This is a genomic window from Streptomyces sp. NPDC048290, from assembly GCF_040652095.1.
GTDB lineage: Bacteria > Actinomycetota > Actinomycetes > Streptomycetales > Streptomycetaceae > Streptomyces.
In genome coordinates this window covers 158,861-175,423 of record NZ_JBEZLM010000012.1, presented here as the reverse complement: position 1 = coordinate 175,423, position 16,563 = coordinate 158,861, and the positions used below count along the sequence as shown (strand labels likewise).

Here is a 16,563-nt window from a genome sequence, read left to right as displayed (position 1 = left end):
CGGGACGGCCGGGATGGACGGGATGGGTGGGGAGCGGGGGCGTATCCGGGTGCTGCTCGCCGACGACCAGAATCTGGTGCGGTCGGCGTTCGCCCTGCTCGTCGAGTCCGCGAAGGACATGGAGGTGGTCGGGCAGGCGGCGACCGGGCGGGAGGCGGTCGAGCTGGCGCGCGGGGCCGGGGCGGACCTGGTCGTCATGGACATCCGGATGCCCGATCTCGACGGGATCGAGGCGACCCGGCTGATCGCGGGGGACGCGGCGCTGGCGGGCGTGAAGGTGCTGGTGCTGACGACGTACGACACCGACGAGAACATCGTCGCCGCGCTGCGGGCGGGCGCGGCGGGGTTCCTGGTCAAGGACACACGGCCGGCGGAGCTGCTGGACGCGATCCGTACGGTCGCCGCGGGGGAGGCGTTGCTGTCGCCGGGGCCGACGGCACGGCTGATCGAGCGGGTGGTGCGGAGCGTGGAGCCGCTTCCCGGGGTGGGGCCGGGGTGTCTTTCCGGGCGGGAGCGGGAGGTGTTGACGTTGGTGGCGCGGGGGTTGAACAACGCGGAGATCGGGGCGGCGCTGGGGCTCAGTCCGCTGACCGCGAAGACGCATGTCAGCCGGATCATGGGGAAGTTGGGTGTGCGGGATCGGGCTCAGCTGGTGATTGTGGCGTATGAGTCGGGGTTGGTGCGGGCGGGGGAGTGACGGGGGTGTTGGGTGCGGTGCGGTGCGTGGTCGGGTGCGGGTGCGTTGTGGGTTTTGCGCAGTTCCTCCCCCAGAGGGGGTACCCCCAGCGCCCCTTTTGCGGCGTTGCTGTTCGGGGAGATTGTGGGGGGCCCTGAGGATGGGGGGATGAGAGCTTTCGGGCGTGGAGTGGTCGTTCTTGGGCTGGTCGGCGGGTTGTTCGCCGGTCTTGCTCCCGGTGTGGGGGCCGTCGGGGGGTGTGAGGGGTCCGTGCCCTATGTGGCGGGGAGTGGGGGGTACGACACCTATCGGATTCCCGCTGTCGTCCGTACCGACCAGGGCGCGCTGCTGGCGTTCGCCGAGGGGCGGCGGGGTGGGGCGGGGGACAGCGGGGACATCGATGTCGTCGTGCGGCGGTCCGAGGACGGGGGCTGTACCTGGGGCCCGGTGAGTGTGGTGGCCGCCGGGGACGGGGACACCCGGGGCAATCCGGCGCCCGTGGTCGACCCGGCCAGCGGGGACGTCGTCCTGCTGACCTCCTTCAACGGCGGGCAGGTCAGCGAGGCGCAGATCATGCGGGGCGAGGTGAGCGCCGAGCAGAGCAGGCGGGTGTTCGTGCAGCGCGGCACGGACGACGGGCGCCGGTTCGGGGCGCCCCGCGAGATCACCGGGGAGGTGAAGCTGCCGGGCTGGCGCTGGTACGCCACCGGGCCCGGTCACGCCGTCGCCCTCACCCAGGGGCGCCACGCGGGGCGTCTGGTGGTGCCCGCCAACCACTCCGCCGCCCCGCCCGCCGGGTCCTCCGACACCGGTCAGGAGCCCCGCTGGTACGGCGGCCACGCGCTCTACAGCGACGACGGCGGGCTGACCTGGCGGATCGGGTTCGTGGACGACTCCTACGACGGGGTCGACAACGCCAACGAGTCCAGTGCCGCCCAGCTCCCGGACGGTCGGCTCTACTTCTCGGCGCGCGACCAGCACGGGACGAGCGCGGGGCATCGGCTCGACGCCTGGTCCCTCGACGGTGGCGCCCGTCTGGTCCGGCCGTACGCCGTGCAGCACAGCCTGGACGATGTGCCGATCGTGCAGGGCAGTGTGCTCCAGATGCCGGACGGGGGGCCGCTGCTGTTCTCCGGGCCGTCCGTGCCCACCGCCCGGCAGTCGATGGCCCTGTGGCGGAGCACGGACGGCGGACGCGGCTTCACCAAGGACCGCACGCTGTCCACCCGGCGGGCCGCCTACTCGGACCTCGTGCCGCTCGACGCGCGCACCGCGGGGATCCTGTACGAGACCGGGGTGTCCGGGACGTACGAGACGATCGAGTTCCGGCGGCTGGAGATCGACTAGAGGAGGCCGGCGGACGCCAGGTACTTGCCGATGCGCTCGGTCTCGTCCGGCGACAGGGGGATCTGGGGGGCGGCGGTGGCCGGGCAGTCGATGATCCCGCGCAGATGCAGCGCCGCCTTGAACGCGCCGAGGGCGGCGGAGCTGCCGCCCATCCGGGCCGGGTCGCCGACGCCGACCATGCCGAACAGGGCGCAGAGACGTTCCTGTTCGGCGCGGGCCCGGTCCCAGTCGTCGGCGCGGGCGAGGCGGTAGAGGCGGACGTACCCGTGCGGGTCCACGTTGGCGAGGCCCGGGACCGCCCCGTCGGCGCCCAGCGCGAGGGCCGCGTCGGTCACCACCTCGGAGCCGGTCAGCACACTGAACCCGGGGATCGCGCGGGCGCCGAGCACGACCTCGCGGAAGCCGCCGAGGTCGCCGCTGGAGTCCTTCAGGCCCGCCACGGTGCCCTCCGCCGCCAGTTCCAGGACCAAGGCGGGGGACAGCTTGGAGTGCACCGAGCGGGGCAGGTCGTAGGCGACGACCGGGATCGCTGAGCCCTCCGCGAGCAGCCGGAAGTGGCGGGCGATCTCCGCCGGATGGGTACGGGTGTAGAACGGGGCCGTGGCGACCGCCGCGTCGGCGCCCGCTGCGGCGGCGCCGGCGATGTGGTCCAGGACCCGGGGGGTCGTCATGTCGATCGCGCCCGCCAGCACCGGGAGGGAGCCGCCGATGTGGTCCACGACGGTCTCCACCACCAGCCGCCGCTGGGCGTCCGTCAGATAGGCCGCCTCGGACGTCGAGCCCAGCACGAACAGACCGTGCACCCCGCCCGCCACCAGATGGTCCACCAGCCGCCGCAGCGAGCGGACGTCCACCTCGCCCTCGGGCGTCAGCGGGGTGCAGACGGGCGGGACGACTCCGGTGAGCGGGGCGGGAAGGGGCATCAGTTCTCCCGTGGGTGGGTGTGCCGGGCGAGGTCTCGGGTCGACTCGTCCTCCTCCACAGGATGGTGGCAGCGGAAGCGGTGGCCGGGCGCCGACGCGGCCGTAAAATCGGGCAATTCGTCCATGCAGACCTGGTCGGCCTTCCAGCAGCGGGTGCGGAACGGGCAGCCGCTGGGCGGGCGGGTCGCCGACGGCACCGGGCCCACCAGCGGGATCGGGTCGACCGGGTGCAGCAGCCCCGGGGTGGCCGAGAACAGGGCCCGGGTGTACGGGTGACGGGCGTGGTCGGTGACCCGGTCGGCCGGGGACTCCTCCACGATCCGGCCCAGGTACATGGTGATCACCCGGTCGCTCATCCGCCGTACCGTCTGGATGTCGTGCGACACGAACACCAGGGCGAGACCGAGGCGTTCGCGCAGGTCCAGCAGGAGATTGAGGATCTGGGCGCGGACCGACACGTCCAGCGCGCTGGTCGGCTCGTCGGCTACCACCAGCTCGGGCTCCAGGGCCAGCGCGCGGGCGATGGCCACCCGCTGGCGCTGACCGCCGGACAACTGGCCGGGGAGCGCGTCGCCGAGCGCGGGCGGCAGCCCCACCAGGGCCATCAGCTCCCGTACCCGCTCCGCGCGCCCGGCGCGGCTGCCCCGGCCGTGCACATCCAGCGGGTCGCGCAGGATCTGGCGGATCGTCAGCCGGCGGTTCAGCGCGGTCGACGGGTCCTGGAAGATCATGCCGGTGCCCGTGCCGACGGCGGTACGCCGCTCGCCCGGCGGCATCGCCCACAGGTCCCGGCCGCGCAGCTCCACCGTGCCCGACACCGGGCGTTCCACGCCCACCAGCACCTTCGCCAGGGTCGACTTGCCGCACCCGGACTCGCCCACCACGCCGACCGTCTCACCGGGCGCGATGGTGAGATCGGCGCCGGTCAGGGCGTACACCCGGTCGCGGGTGAAGACACCGCCGCTGCGCGCCTTGTGGACGACATGGGCGCCGGTGAGCCGCACGAGGGGCGGGGGCGGGCCGTCGGTCTCGCCGAGGTCCTCAGGTTTGACCAGTGCGTTCAACGGGAGCCCTCCTTCGTCATCCGACCGGCTCGCTCTCCGTCGTCACCAGGTCGACCGCCGGGTGATGACAGGCCGCCAGGTGCGTGGCCGTGCCGGTGAGCGCGGGGGCCGTCGTCCGGCAGACAGCGCTCGCGCGCGGGCAGCGGTCCGCGAAGCGGCAGCCCGCCGGGAAGTCCGCCGGGGACGGTACGACGCCCTTGATCTGCGTCATCCGCTCCGCGCCGCCCTCCAGTGACAGCACACTGCCGAGCAGTCCGCGCGTGTAGTGGTGGGCCGGTGCCTCCACCAGGTCGGCGGTCACCCCGCTCTCCACGATCTGACCGCCGTACATCACCACCACCCGGTCGGTGATGTCGGCGATCAGGGCGAGGTCGTGGGAGACCAGGACCAGGGCGAAGCCCAGCTCCGCGCGCAGCCGCAGCAGCAGCGCCATCACCTGCGCCTGCACGGTCACATCGAGCGCGGTGGTCGGTTCGTCGGCGACGATCAGCCGGGGGTCGCGGGACAGGGCCATCGCGATCAGTACGCGCTGGCGCTGGCCGCCGGAGAGTTCGTGCGGATAGCTGCGCAGGGTGCGGTCGGGGTCGAGGCCGACCAGGGTGAGCAGTTCGGCGGCGGTGCGCCGGCCGCCGCGCCGGACGACCTGGCCGAGCTGGGCGCGGATGGTCATCGCCGGGTTCAGGGAGGACAGGGCGTCCTGGTAGACCATCGCCATCTCGTGGCCCAGCAGTTTGCGCCGGGCGCGGGCCGGTTCGGCGAGCAGCTCGCGCTGCCGGAAGCGGATCTGACCGCGCACCCGGGCGCCTCTGGGCTCAAGACCCATCACGGTGAGCGCGGTCAGCGACTTGCCGCAGCCCGACTCGCCGACCAGCCCCAGCACCTCGCCGGGCCGCACCTCGAAGCTGATGCCGTCCACGATGTCGACGCCCGCGTGCCTACCCGGGAAGCCGATGGCGAGGTTCTCCACGGCCAGCACCGGCTGCCCACCGGGCAGCGGCCGGGCACGTGAGCGCAGCCGGGCGGCTGCGCCGGCCAGCCCGGGAAGCGGCAGCACGTCACCGGTACCGGGTTCGGGGGTCTCCAGGGGGTCGGTGTGGGGGTCGCTGTGGGCGTCGGCCCCGGGGAGGGTGGTGTTCCGGTCGGCGGTGGGCCGCTGGCGGTTGCTGTCGGCCGTCACGCGCTCGGGACGCCCGCGCGTCCCCGCGAGACCGGTGCCCCGGTCGGTGGTGAGTGGCTCGGTGTCACCGTGGGCGGTCGGGTTCCCGGTGTTCCGGTCGGGGGTCGGCCGTGTGGTGCGCCCGTGGGCTGTCGGCCGCTGCGTCTCCTGGTGGGCGGTGTGTGGCTCGGTGTCACCGTGGGCGGTCGGGTTCCCGGTGTTCCGGTCGGGGGTCGGCCGCGTGGCGCGCCCGTGGGCCGTCAGCCGCCGCGTCTCCTCGTCGGCGGTCAGCGGCTCGGCGTCCCCGTGGGCCGTCGGGCGCCCGGTGTCCCCGTCGGCGGCCGGCCGCCCCGTGCCCCCGGCGGCGGTCAGCGGCCCGGCACCCCCGCCGGACCCGGTGCGCTCCCCGCCCGTTCCGGTGCGCTCCCCGCCCGTTCCGGTGCGCTCCCCGCCCGTCCCGCCCCGCCGAACCCCGCCCACCGGCGTCTCCCGTGGCACCGGCGTCTCCTGAGGGACCGGCGTCCCCCGTGGCACCGGTGTCTCCCGTGGTGCCGGTGCTGCCCAGGCGTCCGAGACGCCCTCCGACAGGACGTTCAGCGACAGCACGGTCACCAGCATCAGCAGCCCGGGGAAGACGGTCGCCCACCAGCCGCCGGTCAGGACCATGTTCTTGCCGTCCGCGATGACACTGCCCCATGACGGGTCCGGGGGTCGTACGCCCGCCCCGATGAAGGACAGCGACGCCTCGAACACGATCGCCTCGGCGACCTGGACCGTGCAGAACACCAGCACCGGCGCGGCGCAGTTGATCGCCACGTGCCGCCACACGATGTGCGGGGTGCGGGCCCCGATGACCCGCTCGGCGGTGACGTAGTCCTCGCCGTACTGGTCGAGGACGTTCGCCCGGACGACCCGGGCCACCGGCGGGGTGAACAGGAACGCGATGGCGCAGATCAGCACGGTCAGCCCGCCGCCGAACACGGCGACGAGGACGGCCGCCAGCGCGATGCCGGGGAACGCCATCACCACGTCGAGGACGCGCATCAGCGTCTCGTCCACCGCCCGGCGGGAGGTCGCCGCGACCGCCCCGATGACCGCGCCCGCCAGCAGCGCGAGCCCGGTCGCCCCGAGGCCGATCGCGAGGGACCAGCGGGCGCCGTGCACCAGCCGGCTGAGGATGTCCCGGCCGACGCTGTCCTGCCCCATCCAGTGCCCGGCCGACGGATGCCCGGTGCCGTCGACGGGCGGGAACTGGGCCAGCGGATCGTGCGGGGCGAGCAGCGGGGCGCCCACCGCCAGCAGCACCACCACGGCCAGGAAACACACGGCGATCTTCGACAGCGGCGGCAGCCGCCGCCAGCCGCGCAGCCGGACCCCGGGACGGGCGAGGGCCTCGGTCAGCGCCTTACGGGTCATGATCATGCGGTCGAGTCCCTCAGTCGCGGGTTGACCAGCAGGTACAGGATGTCGATGACGAGGTTGACCACGACGAACCCGACCGCCGTGGTGATCACGACCCCCTGGACCACCGCCGGGTCGCCGTTCTTCACGGCGTCGATCATCAGCTTGCCCATGCCGGGCAGCGAGAAGATCGTCTCGATGACGACCGCGCCGCCCAGCAGATAGCCGACCCGCAGCCCGAGCACGGTCAGCGGGTTCATCAGCGCGTTGCGCAGCACATTGCGCCCCACCACCACCCGGGGCGGCAGCCCGCTGCCGATGGCGGTGCGGACGTAGTCCTTGTCGAGTTCCTCCACCATCGAGGTGCGCACGATCCGGGTGAGCTGCGCGGCGACCGGCAGGGACAGCGCCAGCGCGGGCAGCGCCATGGTGCGCAGCCAGCCGGTCACCGAGTCCGCCGGGTTGATGTACCCCCCGGCCGGGAACCAGCCGAAGCCGACCGCGAGGTACTGGATCATCAGCAGCGCCAGCCAGAAGCCGGGCGCGGCCACCCCGATCAGCGAGACGACCCGGATGACCTGGTCCGGCAGCCGGTCCCGGTAGATCGCCGCGGTCACCCCGCCGAGCAGCGCCAGCACCACCGCGATACCGAGCCCGAGGAACGTCAGCTGCACGGTCAGCGGCAGCGCGGTCAGCACCTGGTCGAGGACCTCGCCCCGGGTCAGGGCGCTGGTCCCCAGGTCGCCGTGGAGCAGATCGCCGACGAAATGCACGTACCGCACCGGCAGCGGGTCCAGCAGACCGTGTTCGGCGCGGAAGTCGTGCAACTGCTCGGGGGTGGGGTTGGCGCCCTGGAAGAACGCGGACGCCGGATCGACGTCCGAGAACCGCATGACGACAAACACGAACAGCACGATGCCCAGCATCAGCGGCACCAGCAGCACCAGGCGGCGGACGAGAATCCGGACGACGGCGACCACGCGCGACTCCCCTCCGTTCCGTCAGACCCAGCGGGCCTGAAGCAGATTGATCCCCGGGTACGGCTGCGCCCTGACCCCGGTGAGCCGCCGCGGGTCCCAGGCGGTCATCAGCGCGTTGTGCACCACCGGGTAGAGCACCGCCTGTTCGGCGACGATGTCGATGTAGTCCTGGACCAGCGTCTTCTTGCGGCCCGGGTCCGGCTCCCGGGTGGCCCGGTCCATCGCCCGGAACAGCTCCTTGGCCACCGGGTCGTCCGCCCACCGCGTGTAGCCCATCCACAGGTTCTCGGGCCCGTAGTTGTAATGCATGATCAGATCGGCGTCGACGCCGAACTGGTTGGGGTTCGAGGCGGCGGCCACCACCTGGTAGTCCTGCTTCTGGTCCAGCTTGGTGAAGACGGCCGTGGTCTCCTGCGGCGCCAGCGTGGTCCGCACCCCGATCGCGTCCCAGGACGCCTTGATGGTGGGCAGACAGTCCATGATCCAGCTGACGTTGGACGCCATCAGCTCCACGCTCAGCCCGTCGACGCCCGCCTCCTTCAGCAGCGCGCGCGCCCGGTCCGGGTCGTGGCCGTAGACCGTCCTGGCCCGCCGGTACGACGGATTGCCCTCGTCGAGGAAGGAGGTGGCCGCCCTGCCGTGCCCCTTGAGCGCCACCTCGACGATGGTCGCGGTGTCCACGGCGTAGCGCAGCGCCTGCCGCACCCGGACGTCCCCGAACGGCCGGTGCGCGGTGTTGAACATCAGGAACAGGTTGTTCATCCCGGCCCCGCTGCCCACGCTCATCCCGCCGCGCTCCAACTGCCCGATGTTGGCGTACGGGATGTTGTCCGCGATCTGCACGCCCGCCGCGCCCCCGGAGATCATCGCGACCCGGGGGGCGGCGTCCACGATCGTCAGCCAGTTCATCCGCCGGAACGCCGGGGGGCGCGGCCCGTCGTAGCCGTCGAACGCCTCGAAGGTGGTGTTGGACTTCGGGTGGTGCGCCGACTGCCGGTACGGTCCCGATCCGATCGCCAGCCCCTTGACCGCCTCGTCCCAGGCGCCCGGCCGGGAGAACACATGCCGGGGCATCACCTTGGCCAGGGTCAGCCGGGACACCCCGTCCGGGAACGGGAACTTCAGCTCCAGCCGCACCCGTCGCGCGTCGACCTTGGTGACCGCCCGCAGCCAGGGCGCGAAGAACCCCTTGGCGAGGGTCGGGGTGTCCGGGTCGAGGACGCGGTCGAAGACGAACACCACGTCGTCGGCCGTGACCGGCGTCCCGTCGTGGAACCGCGCTCCCGCGCGCAGGGTGAACGTCCAGGTCGTGGCGGACGGGTCCGGGGGCAGCGCGGTCGCGAGCGCCGGGTAGGGCGCCCGGGAGACCGGGTCGGTGTCGACGAGCCCCTCGTAGATGTGGTTGTTGGCGGCCATGGAGAACGCCGACGCCGTCAGGGTCGGGTCCCAGTTGCCGTCGTTGCCGTAGCCGATCACCGCGGTCAGGACGCGGTCGTGGCCGGAGCCGCCGCCGGTGTAGATCGTCGACTCGGGCCCGCACCCGGCGAGCCCCGCCGCTGCGGCGCCCAGCGCCCCGGTGTGCTTCAGGAACGCCCGGCGCGACGGCACCGGGACGCCACGGGACACATCGCGCACGGGTCCTCCAACGGTGGGGGGAGAGGAAGCGTGGGGTGAGCTGAGGTGGGGTGAGGTGGGGGGCGTGAAGGAGCGGCGGGGGAGCGCGGACCGGTCCGCGGGGGCGGCCGGGCGGGGCGGACGGTACGGACGGGACGGGAACGGCCAGCCGGGTAAATCAGGAGATACGACGTTCTATGCCGCGATCGGTGCGACCATAGGAAAGGCACACTGCGTGGTCAAGGGATCACACACGAATGGCGCATCCACCACGCATCCCCCACGTACGCCACCCGCGTCCACCGCCCGGCATCCGCCACCCGCCGGACCGCCCCGCGCCGGACGACCGCCCCGCGCCGGACGACCGCCCGACGCCGGACCGCCCCGCGCCGATGGTCGTACGCCGCTCCCCGCCTCCCCTACCTTCGGCGCGCCCCCGTAGACCTTCGGCCGACGGCGGACCCGCCCCGTCCGTTCGCACAGTGGACGCATGGACAACCACACCTCCAAGGGAACGGAAGACCACGGTATGAGCCGCGCCGCGTTTCTCGGCGCCGCCGCGGCCGGGGCGGCCCTGGTGGCGGCGAGCGCGGCCGGGGCACGGGCGGCCCACGGACCCCGCCCCCGCCCCGGACTGCGGCGGCACGGCGTCGTCTACACCGTCGGGGCGGGCGAGACCCCCGGCACCGCCTGGAGCGAGGCCCGGATGCGCGAGGACGTCCGCCGTATCCGCGACGACCTGCACGCCGACACCCTCGACGTCACCGGCGACGGAGTGGAGCGGCTCACCGCGACCGCCACCGCCGCCGCCGAGCGGGGACTGCACGTCTGGCTCCAGCCCACCCTGGGCGACCAGCCGCCCGCCGACATCCTGGAGCACCTCGCCGAGACCGGCCGGCACGCGGAGGCGCTGCGCCGGGCGGGCGCGAGCGTGGAACTCAGCGTCGGCTGCGAGTTCTGGCTGTTCGTGCCCGGCATCGTGCCCGGCGCCGACGCGATCGAACGCATCCGCAACCTGATGAACGGCACCGTCGACCCGGTCGCCATGCAGCGCCGCCTTGACCGCTTCACCGCCCGCGCCGCCGCCGTCGGCCGGGATGTCTTCGGCGGCCGGCTCAGCTATGCCGCCGCCCAGAACGACGAGGTCGACTGGAGCCTCTTCGACATCGTCGGCATCGACTACTACTCCGCGCATCCCCGCCCCGCCGACCACCGGCGTGAACTGAGCCGCCATCTGCGCTGGGGCAAACCGGTGGCCATCACCGAGTTCGGCTGCTGCACCTACCGGGGCGCCCCGCAGGGCGGCGGCATGGGCTGGGACATCGTGGACTATTCCAAGGAGCCCCCCGAGATCAAGGGCGGCCTGGTCCGCAGCGAACGCACCCAGGCCGACTACATCGGCGGACTCCTCGACGTCTTCACCTCGATGGGGCTGTACGCGGCGATGGTCTTCGAGTTCCTCACCCCCGACGCCCCGCACTGGCCCGGCGACCCGCTGCACGACCTGGACCTCGCCAGCTACGCGATCACCAAACCGCTCAGGGACCGCCCCGGCGACCCGGCGTCCGACTGGCACTGGGAGCCGAAGGCCGCCTTCCACACCGTGGCCCGCCACTACGCGAACGCAAAGCGCCCCGGCACCCCCAGGCGAGCGGCCCACTAGAACCCGCCCCCGCCACCTCCCCCTCTCCTCCCTCTCCTCCTCGAATTCCTCGCAACTGCTCGAAAACGGCGCCGATTTACGGATTCGGACCAAGCCGCGGCTAACGGCCACGGCAATTGTGGCCGAGGATTTCCCGGGGGCGCGGTACGGTCTCCCCAAGGTCGTTCGCGCACCCCGCGCGAGATACCGAAACGGCCCGTGGCCATGACCAACACCCTTGAACGGCCAGGTACTTGTATCCCGGCGGAACAAAAGCAGACGGTGAGTCTACGGCCCACCGTGCCGCCGCGAAGCCAAAAGCATGAGATACGGAAAAGCCGGGGAGTCACGGGGAGTCACAAGGCGCGGCGCGATGCGCCGAAGAGGTGGAGGGAACGTTGAAAAAAATGCGGGCCGCAGGCGAAATGGCCGGGATTTCTCCGGTACCCGGGCGCATCGAGGCGGCTGCGCGGTGAGTACACCGAAGCCATCCATCGGCTCGTACGTCGTCGACACCCGTACCGGCCGGGTCGGCGTCGTCATGGGCCACGAGGGGCCCTACATCCAGTTGCGGCCCTTCGGCGGCGGCCGGGAGTGGGACTGCCCGCCCGGTGTGATCCGGGCGGCCAGCGGCGCCGAGCGGCTCCGCGCGGCCACCGCCTACCAGAACGCACGCAGCCGCGGTGAGGTCCCTTGAAGGGGCCGCGGCGGCCACACCGACCGGCCGCGTGGGCGAGAATGGGGCCATGACCCTGTCCCGCGCCGCCGTCCCGCGCTCCCCGCACCCGGCGGGTGAGCCGCACCGGCCGCCGCCGCGCCCGCCCGGGAGACCGGCCGAGGTCTCCCGGACCCGCACCGACACAGGTGCGCGGCGATGAGCCTGTTCCGGGACGACGGTGTCGTACTGCGCACGCAGAAGCTCGGTGAGGCCGACCGCATCATCACCCTGCTCACCCGGGGCCACGGCCGGGTACGGGCCGTGGCCCGTGGCGTACGGCGGACCAAGTCCAAGTTCGGCGCCCGGCTCGAACCGTTCTCCCATGTCGATGTGCAGTTCTTCGCCCGTGGCGGCGAGCTGATCGGCCGGGGACTGCCCCTGTGCACCCAGAGCGAGACCATCGCCGCGTACGGCGGCGGCATCGTCACCGACTACGCCCGCTACACCGCCGGGACCGCCATGCTGGAGACCGCCGAGCGGTTCACCGACCATGAGGGCGAACCGGCCGTCCAGCAGTATCTGCTGCTCGTCGGCGCGCTGCGCACCCTCGCCCGTGGCGAGCACGCCCCGCACCTGGTCCTGGACGCCTTCCTGCTGCGCTCCCTCGCCGTCAACGGCTACGCGCCCACCTTCGGCGACTGCGCGAAGTGCGGTATGCCGGGCCCCAACCGCTTCTTCTCGGTCGGCTCCGGCGGCTCGGTCTGTGTCGACTGCCGGGTCCCCGGCAGCGTCGTCCCCTCACCGCAGACCCTCGCCCTGCTCGGCGCGCTGCTCACGGGAGACTGGGACACGGCGGACTCCTGCGAGGCCCGGTATGTCCGGGAGGGCAGCGGACTGGTCTCCGCCTATCTGCACTGGCACCTGGAGCGCGGCCTGCGCTCCCTCCGATACGTCGAGAAATAAGCACCCGGCAGCGATGTCCTGCCCCAGCCCAGGGAGACGAGAAGCACATGGTGGTACGCGGGATTCTGGGACGCCAGCGCCGCGAGTACAGGACGCCCGAGCCGCATCCGACGGGCGTCCGCCCGCCGAAGCTGCCCGGTGAACTGGTACCGCGCCATGTGGCGATCGTCATGGACGGCAACGGCCGCTGGGCCAAGGAGCGCGGACTGCCCCGCACCGAGGGCCACAAGGTCGGCGCCGACCGCGTCCTGGACGTCCTCCAGGGCGCACTGGAACTGGGCGTCCGCAATGTCTCCGTGTACGCGTTCTCCACCGAGAACTGGAAGCGCTCGCCCGACGAGGTGCGCTTCCTGATGAACTTCAACCGCACGTTCATCCGCAAGTCCCGCGACGAGCTGAACGAGCTGGGGGTGCGGGTCCGCTGGGTGGGCCGGATGCCCAAGCTGTGGAAGTCGGTCGTCAAGGAACTCCAGGACGCCCAGGACCTGACCAGGGACAATGACCGGCTCACCCTGTACTTCTGCATGAACTACGGCGGCCGGGCCGAGATCGCCGACGCCGCCAGGAGCCTCGCCGAGGACGTCCGCGCCGGACGCCTGGACCCCGACAAGGTCTCCGAGAAGACCTTCGCGAAGTACCTGTACTACGCCGACATGCCGGACGTGGACCTGTTCCTGCGCCCCAGCGGCGAACAGCGCACCTCGAACTACCTGCTGTGGCAGAGCGCCTACGCGGAGATGGTCTTCCAGGACGTCCTGTGGCCTGACTTCGACCGCCGGGACCTGTGGCGCGCCTGCGTCGAGTACGCCTCCCGAGACCGCCGCTTCGGCGGAGCGATCCCGAACGAACAACTCCTGGCGACGGAGGAATAGCAGGGGGGTATGGGGGGGCCGCAGGCCCCCCCCATAAGGGGCGCTGGGGGTACCCCCTCTGGGGGAGGAACTGCGCGACCAGCCCCCACCCACGGAAAGCCGAAACTCACCGCCCCGAAGCCGCACACTCCGCACAGGTCCCAAAAATCTCCACGGTGTGCGCCACGTTCACAAAACCATGCTCCGCGGCGATCGTCTCCGCCCAGGACTCCACCGCGGGCCCGGCCACCTCCACGGCCTTCCCACAGGCCCGGCACACCAGATGATGATGGTGCTCCCCGGTGGAGCACCGGCGATACACCGACTCCCCGTCCGACGTACGCAGCACATCGACCTCACCCGCGTCGGCGAGGGACTGGAGCGTCCGGTACACCGTGGTCAGCCCGACCGCGTCGCCCTTGTGTTTGAGCATGTCGTGCAGTTCCTGGGCGCTGCGGAACTCGTCGACCTCGTCCAGCGCGGCGGCCACGGCGGCACGCTGCCGGGTGGCGCGGCCCTTCACGGGCGGTCCAGCGGTGGTCACTGGTTGCCTCCTTGCGTCTGCGTTGTGCCGGGCGCCATTGTGCCAGCCCGGCCCGTGCGCGGTCAGACGCCGATCTCCCTACCCGCCTCCCGAGCGGCCGGAACCTTGCATTCCGCCGGGTCCCCGGCAGGATGCCCCGCCGCGGCGAGCCGCGCCCGGCGCCGGGCCAGCGGGGCGGCCACCGCGGCCAGCAGCAGGAACGCGCCGATGGTCAGCAGCACGATCGTCGCGCCCGGCGGCACGTCCTGGTAGTACGAGGTGACGGTGCCGCCCAGCGTCACGGTCACCCCGATCGCGACGGAGACCGCGAAGGTCGCCGCGAAGCTCCGGCTGAGCTGCTGCGCCGCCGCCACCGGCACCACCATCAGCGCCGACACCAGCAGCAGCCCGACGACCCGCATCGCCACGGTCACCGTGACCGCCGCGGTGATCGCCGTCAGCAGATTCAGCGCCCGCACCGGCAGCCCGGTCACCCGGGCGAACTCCTCGTCCTGGCTCACCGCGAACAACTGACGCCGCAGCCCCAGCGTGACCAGCATCACGAACGCCGCCAGCAGACAGACCGCGGTGACGTCCGACGCCGAGACCGTCGACAGGGACCCGAAGAGATACGAGGTGAGATTGGCGTTGGACCCGCCGGGCGCGAGATTGATGAACATCACGCCACCGGCCATACCGCCGTAGAACAGCATGGCGAGGGCGATGTCGCCGCGGGTGCGGCCGTACCAGCGGATCAGCTCCATGAGGACCGCGCCGAGCACCGACACCAGGGTCGCCATCCACACCGGTGACCAGGACAGCAGAAAGCCCAGGCCGACGCCGGTCATGGCGACATGGCCGATGCCGTCGCCCATCAGGGCCTGGCGGCGCTGGACGAGATAGATGCCCACGGCGGGGGCGGTGACGCCGACCAGGACGGCGGCGAGCAGCGCCCGCTGCATGAAGGCGTAGTCGAGGATCTCCATCAGCCGAGCAGTCCTGTACGCAGGGGCCACGCGCTGTCGGGCGCGTGCGGGTGGACATGGTCATGGCCGGGCAGGGCATGCTGCCCCACGGCCTCGGGGGGCGGCCCGTCGTGCAGCACACAGCCGTCGCGCAGCACCACCGCGCGGTCGATCAGCGGCTCCAGCGGTCCCAGCTCATGCAGCACCAGCAGCACCGTCGTACCGGCCGCGACCTGGGCGCCCAGCGCGTCCGCCAGGACCTCCTGGCTGGCCAGGTCCACGCCCGCCATCGGCTCGTCCATGATCAGCAGTTCGGGCGCGGAGGCCAGGGCGCGGGCGATCAGCACCCGCTGGTGCTGGCCGCCGGAGAGCGCCTCCACGGGGTCCTTCGCCCGGTCGGCCATCCCGACCAGCTCCAGCGCCCGGTGCACGGCCTCCCGGTCGGCCTTGCGGAAGAGCCCGAACCGGGTGCGGGACAGCCGCCCAGCGGAGACCACTTCGGTCACCGTGGCGGGCACCCCGCCCGCCGCCGTGGTGCGCTGCGGGACATACCCGATCCGCGCCCAGTCACGGAACCGGGCCCGGTCGGTGCCGAACAGCTCGATCCGCCCGGCGCTCACCGGTACCTGCCCGATCACACCGCGTACGGCGGTCGACTTGCCCGAGCCGTTCGCGCCGAGCAGCGCGACGACCTGGCCGCGGCGGACCGTGAAGTCGATCCCGCGCAGCACCGGCCGCGCGCCCAGCTCGGCGTGCACCCCGCGCACGGAGATCACGCTCTCCGCCCCGTCATCGGCGCCCATCGCGTCCTCCGTCACCGTCATGTGCTTCCCAGTGCCCGCTTCAGCGCCGCCAGGTTCGCGTCCATGACCTGGAGGTAGTCGTCGCCCTTGGACCGGTCGGTGATGCCTTCGAGCGGGTCTAGGACGTCCGTCTTCAGGCCCGCGTCCGCGGCGAGGGTCTTCGCGGTCTTGTCGGAGACCAGTGTCTCGTAGAAGACGGTGGTCACCCCGTCCGCCTCGGCCTCCTGCTGGAGTTCCTTGATCCGGGCCGGGCTGGGCTCGCTCTCCGGGTCCAGCCCGTTGATGGCCTCCTGGGTCAGCCCGTAGCGCTCGGCGAGATAGCCGAAGGCGGAGTGGTTGGTGAAGAAGACCTTGGTGTCCGTGGTGCGCAGACCGTCCTCGAAGCGGGAGTTCAGCGCGTCCAGCTTGCCGACCAGGGCCTCGGTGTTCGTGCGGTAGTCCGCCGCGTGGTCCGGATCGGCCTTCGCGAAGGCGGCGCCGACACCGTCGGCGATCTCCGCGTACTTCACCGGGTCCAGCCAGACATGGGGGTCGAGGGCGTTCCCGTCCGACTCGGCGGGGGCCTCCTCGGCGTGGGCGTCCTCGCCCGCGTGGCTGTGCCCGCCGGAGCCATGGTCCTCAAGCCGGGTCAGCGAGGCGGCGTCGATCTTCGTACCCACCTCGGACTGGGCGACCGCCTCGTCGACGGCGGGCTGGAGGCTCTTCAGATACAGCACGGCGTCCGCCTCGCCCATCTGCGCGGTCTGCCGGGCGCTCAGCTCCAGGTCATGGGGTTCCTGGCCGGGCTCGGTCAGAGTGGAGACGTTCACATGGTCCCCGCCGATCTGCTCGGCGAGGAACTGCATCGGATAGAACGAGGCGACGACGTCGAACTTGCCGGTGTTGCCCGCGGCGGCGCCGTCGGCGGAGGAGCAGGCGGTGAGGGCGGCCAGACCCAGAGCGGACACGGCCGCCGTGGGTATGAGGTGTCGTCGTACGTTCATGACAGTCATTTTCA

General features: G+C 72.3%; 15 protein-coding genes. 6 read left to right on the top strand and 9 right to left on the bottom strand.

Going from position 1 to position 16,563, the window contains the following annotated elements; translation table 11 throughout:
• Positions 1 to 22 precede the first annotated feature (22 nt).
• Positions 23 to 697: a response regulator transcription factor gene (locus AB0D49_RS22220; protein ID WP_362760177.1), complete on the top strand. Its 675-nt coding sequence runs from the start codon at positions 23 to 25 to the stop codon at positions 695 to 697.
• Between the two features lie 147 nt (positions 698 to 844).
• Entirely contained in the window at positions 845 to 2,023 is a 1,179-nt protein-coding gene (locus tag AB0D49_RS22215; protein ID WP_362759916.1) for a sialidase family protein, read from the top strand.
• Here AB0D49_RS22215 and AB0D49_RS22210 read toward each other — a convergent pair.
• The 5 genes from AB0D49_RS22210 to AB0D49_RS22190 form a co-directional block, all read right to left on the bottom strand.
• Positions 2,020 to 2,946 (bottom strand): dihydrodipicolinate synthase family protein, encoded by a 927-nt coding sequence (locus tag AB0D49_RS22210; RefSeq protein WP_362759913.1) that lies wholly within the window; start codon positions 2,944 to 2,946, stop codon positions 2,020 to 2,022. The two genes, AB0D49_RS22215 and AB0D49_RS22210, sit on opposite strands and share 4 nt — an antisense overlap.
• Complete coding sequence (locus tag AB0D49_RS22205) at positions 2,946 to 3,950, bottom strand: ABC transporter ATP-binding protein (RefSeq protein WP_362760173.1); 1,005 nt, start codon at positions 3,948 to 3,950, stop codon at positions 2,946 to 2,948. Before AB0D49_RS22205 ends, AB0D49_RS22210 begins: the two co-directional genes overlap by 1 nt.
• A 76-nt stretch (positions 3,951 to 4,026) precedes the next feature.
• A complete protein-coding gene (locus tag AB0D49_RS22200) occupies positions 4,027 to 6,588 on the bottom strand; it encodes an oligopeptide/dipeptide ABC transporter ATP-binding protein (protein ID WP_362759909.1) in 2,562 nt (853 codons plus the stop codon).
• Positions 6,585 to 7,547: an ABC transporter permease gene (locus tag AB0D49_RS22195; protein WP_362759906.1), complete on the bottom strand. Its 963-nt coding sequence runs from the start codon at positions 7,545 to 7,547 to the stop codon at positions 6,585 to 6,587. The genes AB0D49_RS22200 and AB0D49_RS22195 overlap by 4 nt, the downstream gene beginning before the upstream one ends.
• Positions 7,548 to 7,568: 21 nt before the next feature.
• Positions 7,569 to 9,182, bottom strand: a complete 1,614-nt coding sequence (locus tag AB0D49_RS22190; RefSeq protein ID WP_362759903.1) for an ABC transporter substrate-binding protein — start codon at positions 9,180 to 9,182, stop codon at positions 7,569 to 7,571.
• A 469-nt stretch (positions 9,183 to 9,651) separates the two neighbouring features.
• On the opposite strand from AB0D49_RS22190, the gene AB0D49_RS22185 reads away from it, so the two are divergent.
• The 4 genes from AB0D49_RS22185 (at position 9,652) to AB0D49_RS22170 (ending at position 13,296) form a co-directional block, all read left to right on the top strand.
• A complete protein-coding gene (locus AB0D49_RS22185; RefSeq protein WP_362759900.1) occupies positions 9,652 to 10,824 on the top strand; it encodes an abortive phage infection protein in 1,173 nt (390 codons plus the stop codon).
• Positions 10,825 to 11,275: 451 nt separating this feature from the next.
• Complete coding sequence (locus tag AB0D49_RS22180; protein WP_362759897.1) at positions 11,276 to 11,500, top strand: hypothetical protein; 225 nt, start codon at positions 11,276 to 11,278, stop codon at positions 11,498 to 11,500.
• Between the two features lie 177 nt (positions 11,501 to 11,677).
• The gene (gene recO, locus AB0D49_RS22175) at positions 11,678 to 12,424 is read left to right on the top strand and encodes a DNA repair protein RecO (RefSeq protein ID WP_362759894.1); all 747 of its coding nucleotides are present in this window, start codon (positions 11,678 to 11,680) and stop codon (positions 12,422 to 12,424) included.
• Between the two features lie 47 nt (positions 12,425 to 12,471).
• Positions 12,472 to 13,296, top strand: coding sequence for an isoprenyl transferase (locus AB0D49_RS22170; RefSeq protein WP_362759891.1), 825 nt, complete (start codon positions 12,472 to 12,474; stop codon positions 13,294 to 13,296).
• Between the two features lie 106 nt (positions 13,297 to 13,402).
• On the opposite strand, the gene AB0D49_RS22165 is transcribed toward AB0D49_RS22170, so the two are convergent.
• The 4 genes from AB0D49_RS22165 to AB0D49_RS22150 all read right to left on the bottom strand — a co-directional run bounded on the left by AB0D49_RS22165 (position 13,403) and on the right by AB0D49_RS22150 (position 16,549).
• The gene (locus AB0D49_RS22165; RefSeq protein WP_362759888.1) at positions 13,403 to 13,819 is read right to left on the bottom strand and encodes a transcriptional repressor; all 417 of its coding nucleotides are present in this window, start codon (positions 13,817 to 13,819) and stop codon (positions 13,403 to 13,405) included.
• A 62-nt stretch (positions 13,820 to 13,881) separates the two neighbouring features.
• Positions 13,882 to 14,784 carry a metal ABC transporter permease gene (locus tag AB0D49_RS22160; protein WP_362759885.1) on the bottom strand — a complete coding sequence of 301 codons (903 nt, stop codon included), beginning with the start codon at positions 14,782 to 14,784 and terminating at the stop codon, positions 13,882 to 13,884.
• Complete coding sequence (locus AB0D49_RS22155; protein ID WP_362759882.1) at positions 14,784 to 15,587, bottom strand: metal ABC transporter ATP-binding protein; 804 nt, start codon at positions 15,585 to 15,587, stop codon at positions 14,784 to 14,786. The genes AB0D49_RS22160 and AB0D49_RS22155 overlap by 1 nt, the downstream gene beginning before the upstream one ends.
• Positions 15,584 to 16,549 (bottom strand): zinc ABC transporter substrate-binding protein, encoded by a 966-nt coding sequence (locus tag AB0D49_RS22150; RefSeq protein WP_362759879.1) that lies wholly within the window; start codon positions 16,547 to 16,549, stop codon positions 15,584 to 15,586. Before AB0D49_RS22150 ends, AB0D49_RS22155 begins: the two co-directional genes overlap by 4 nt.
• Positions 16,550 to 16,563: the final 14 nt, after the last annotated feature.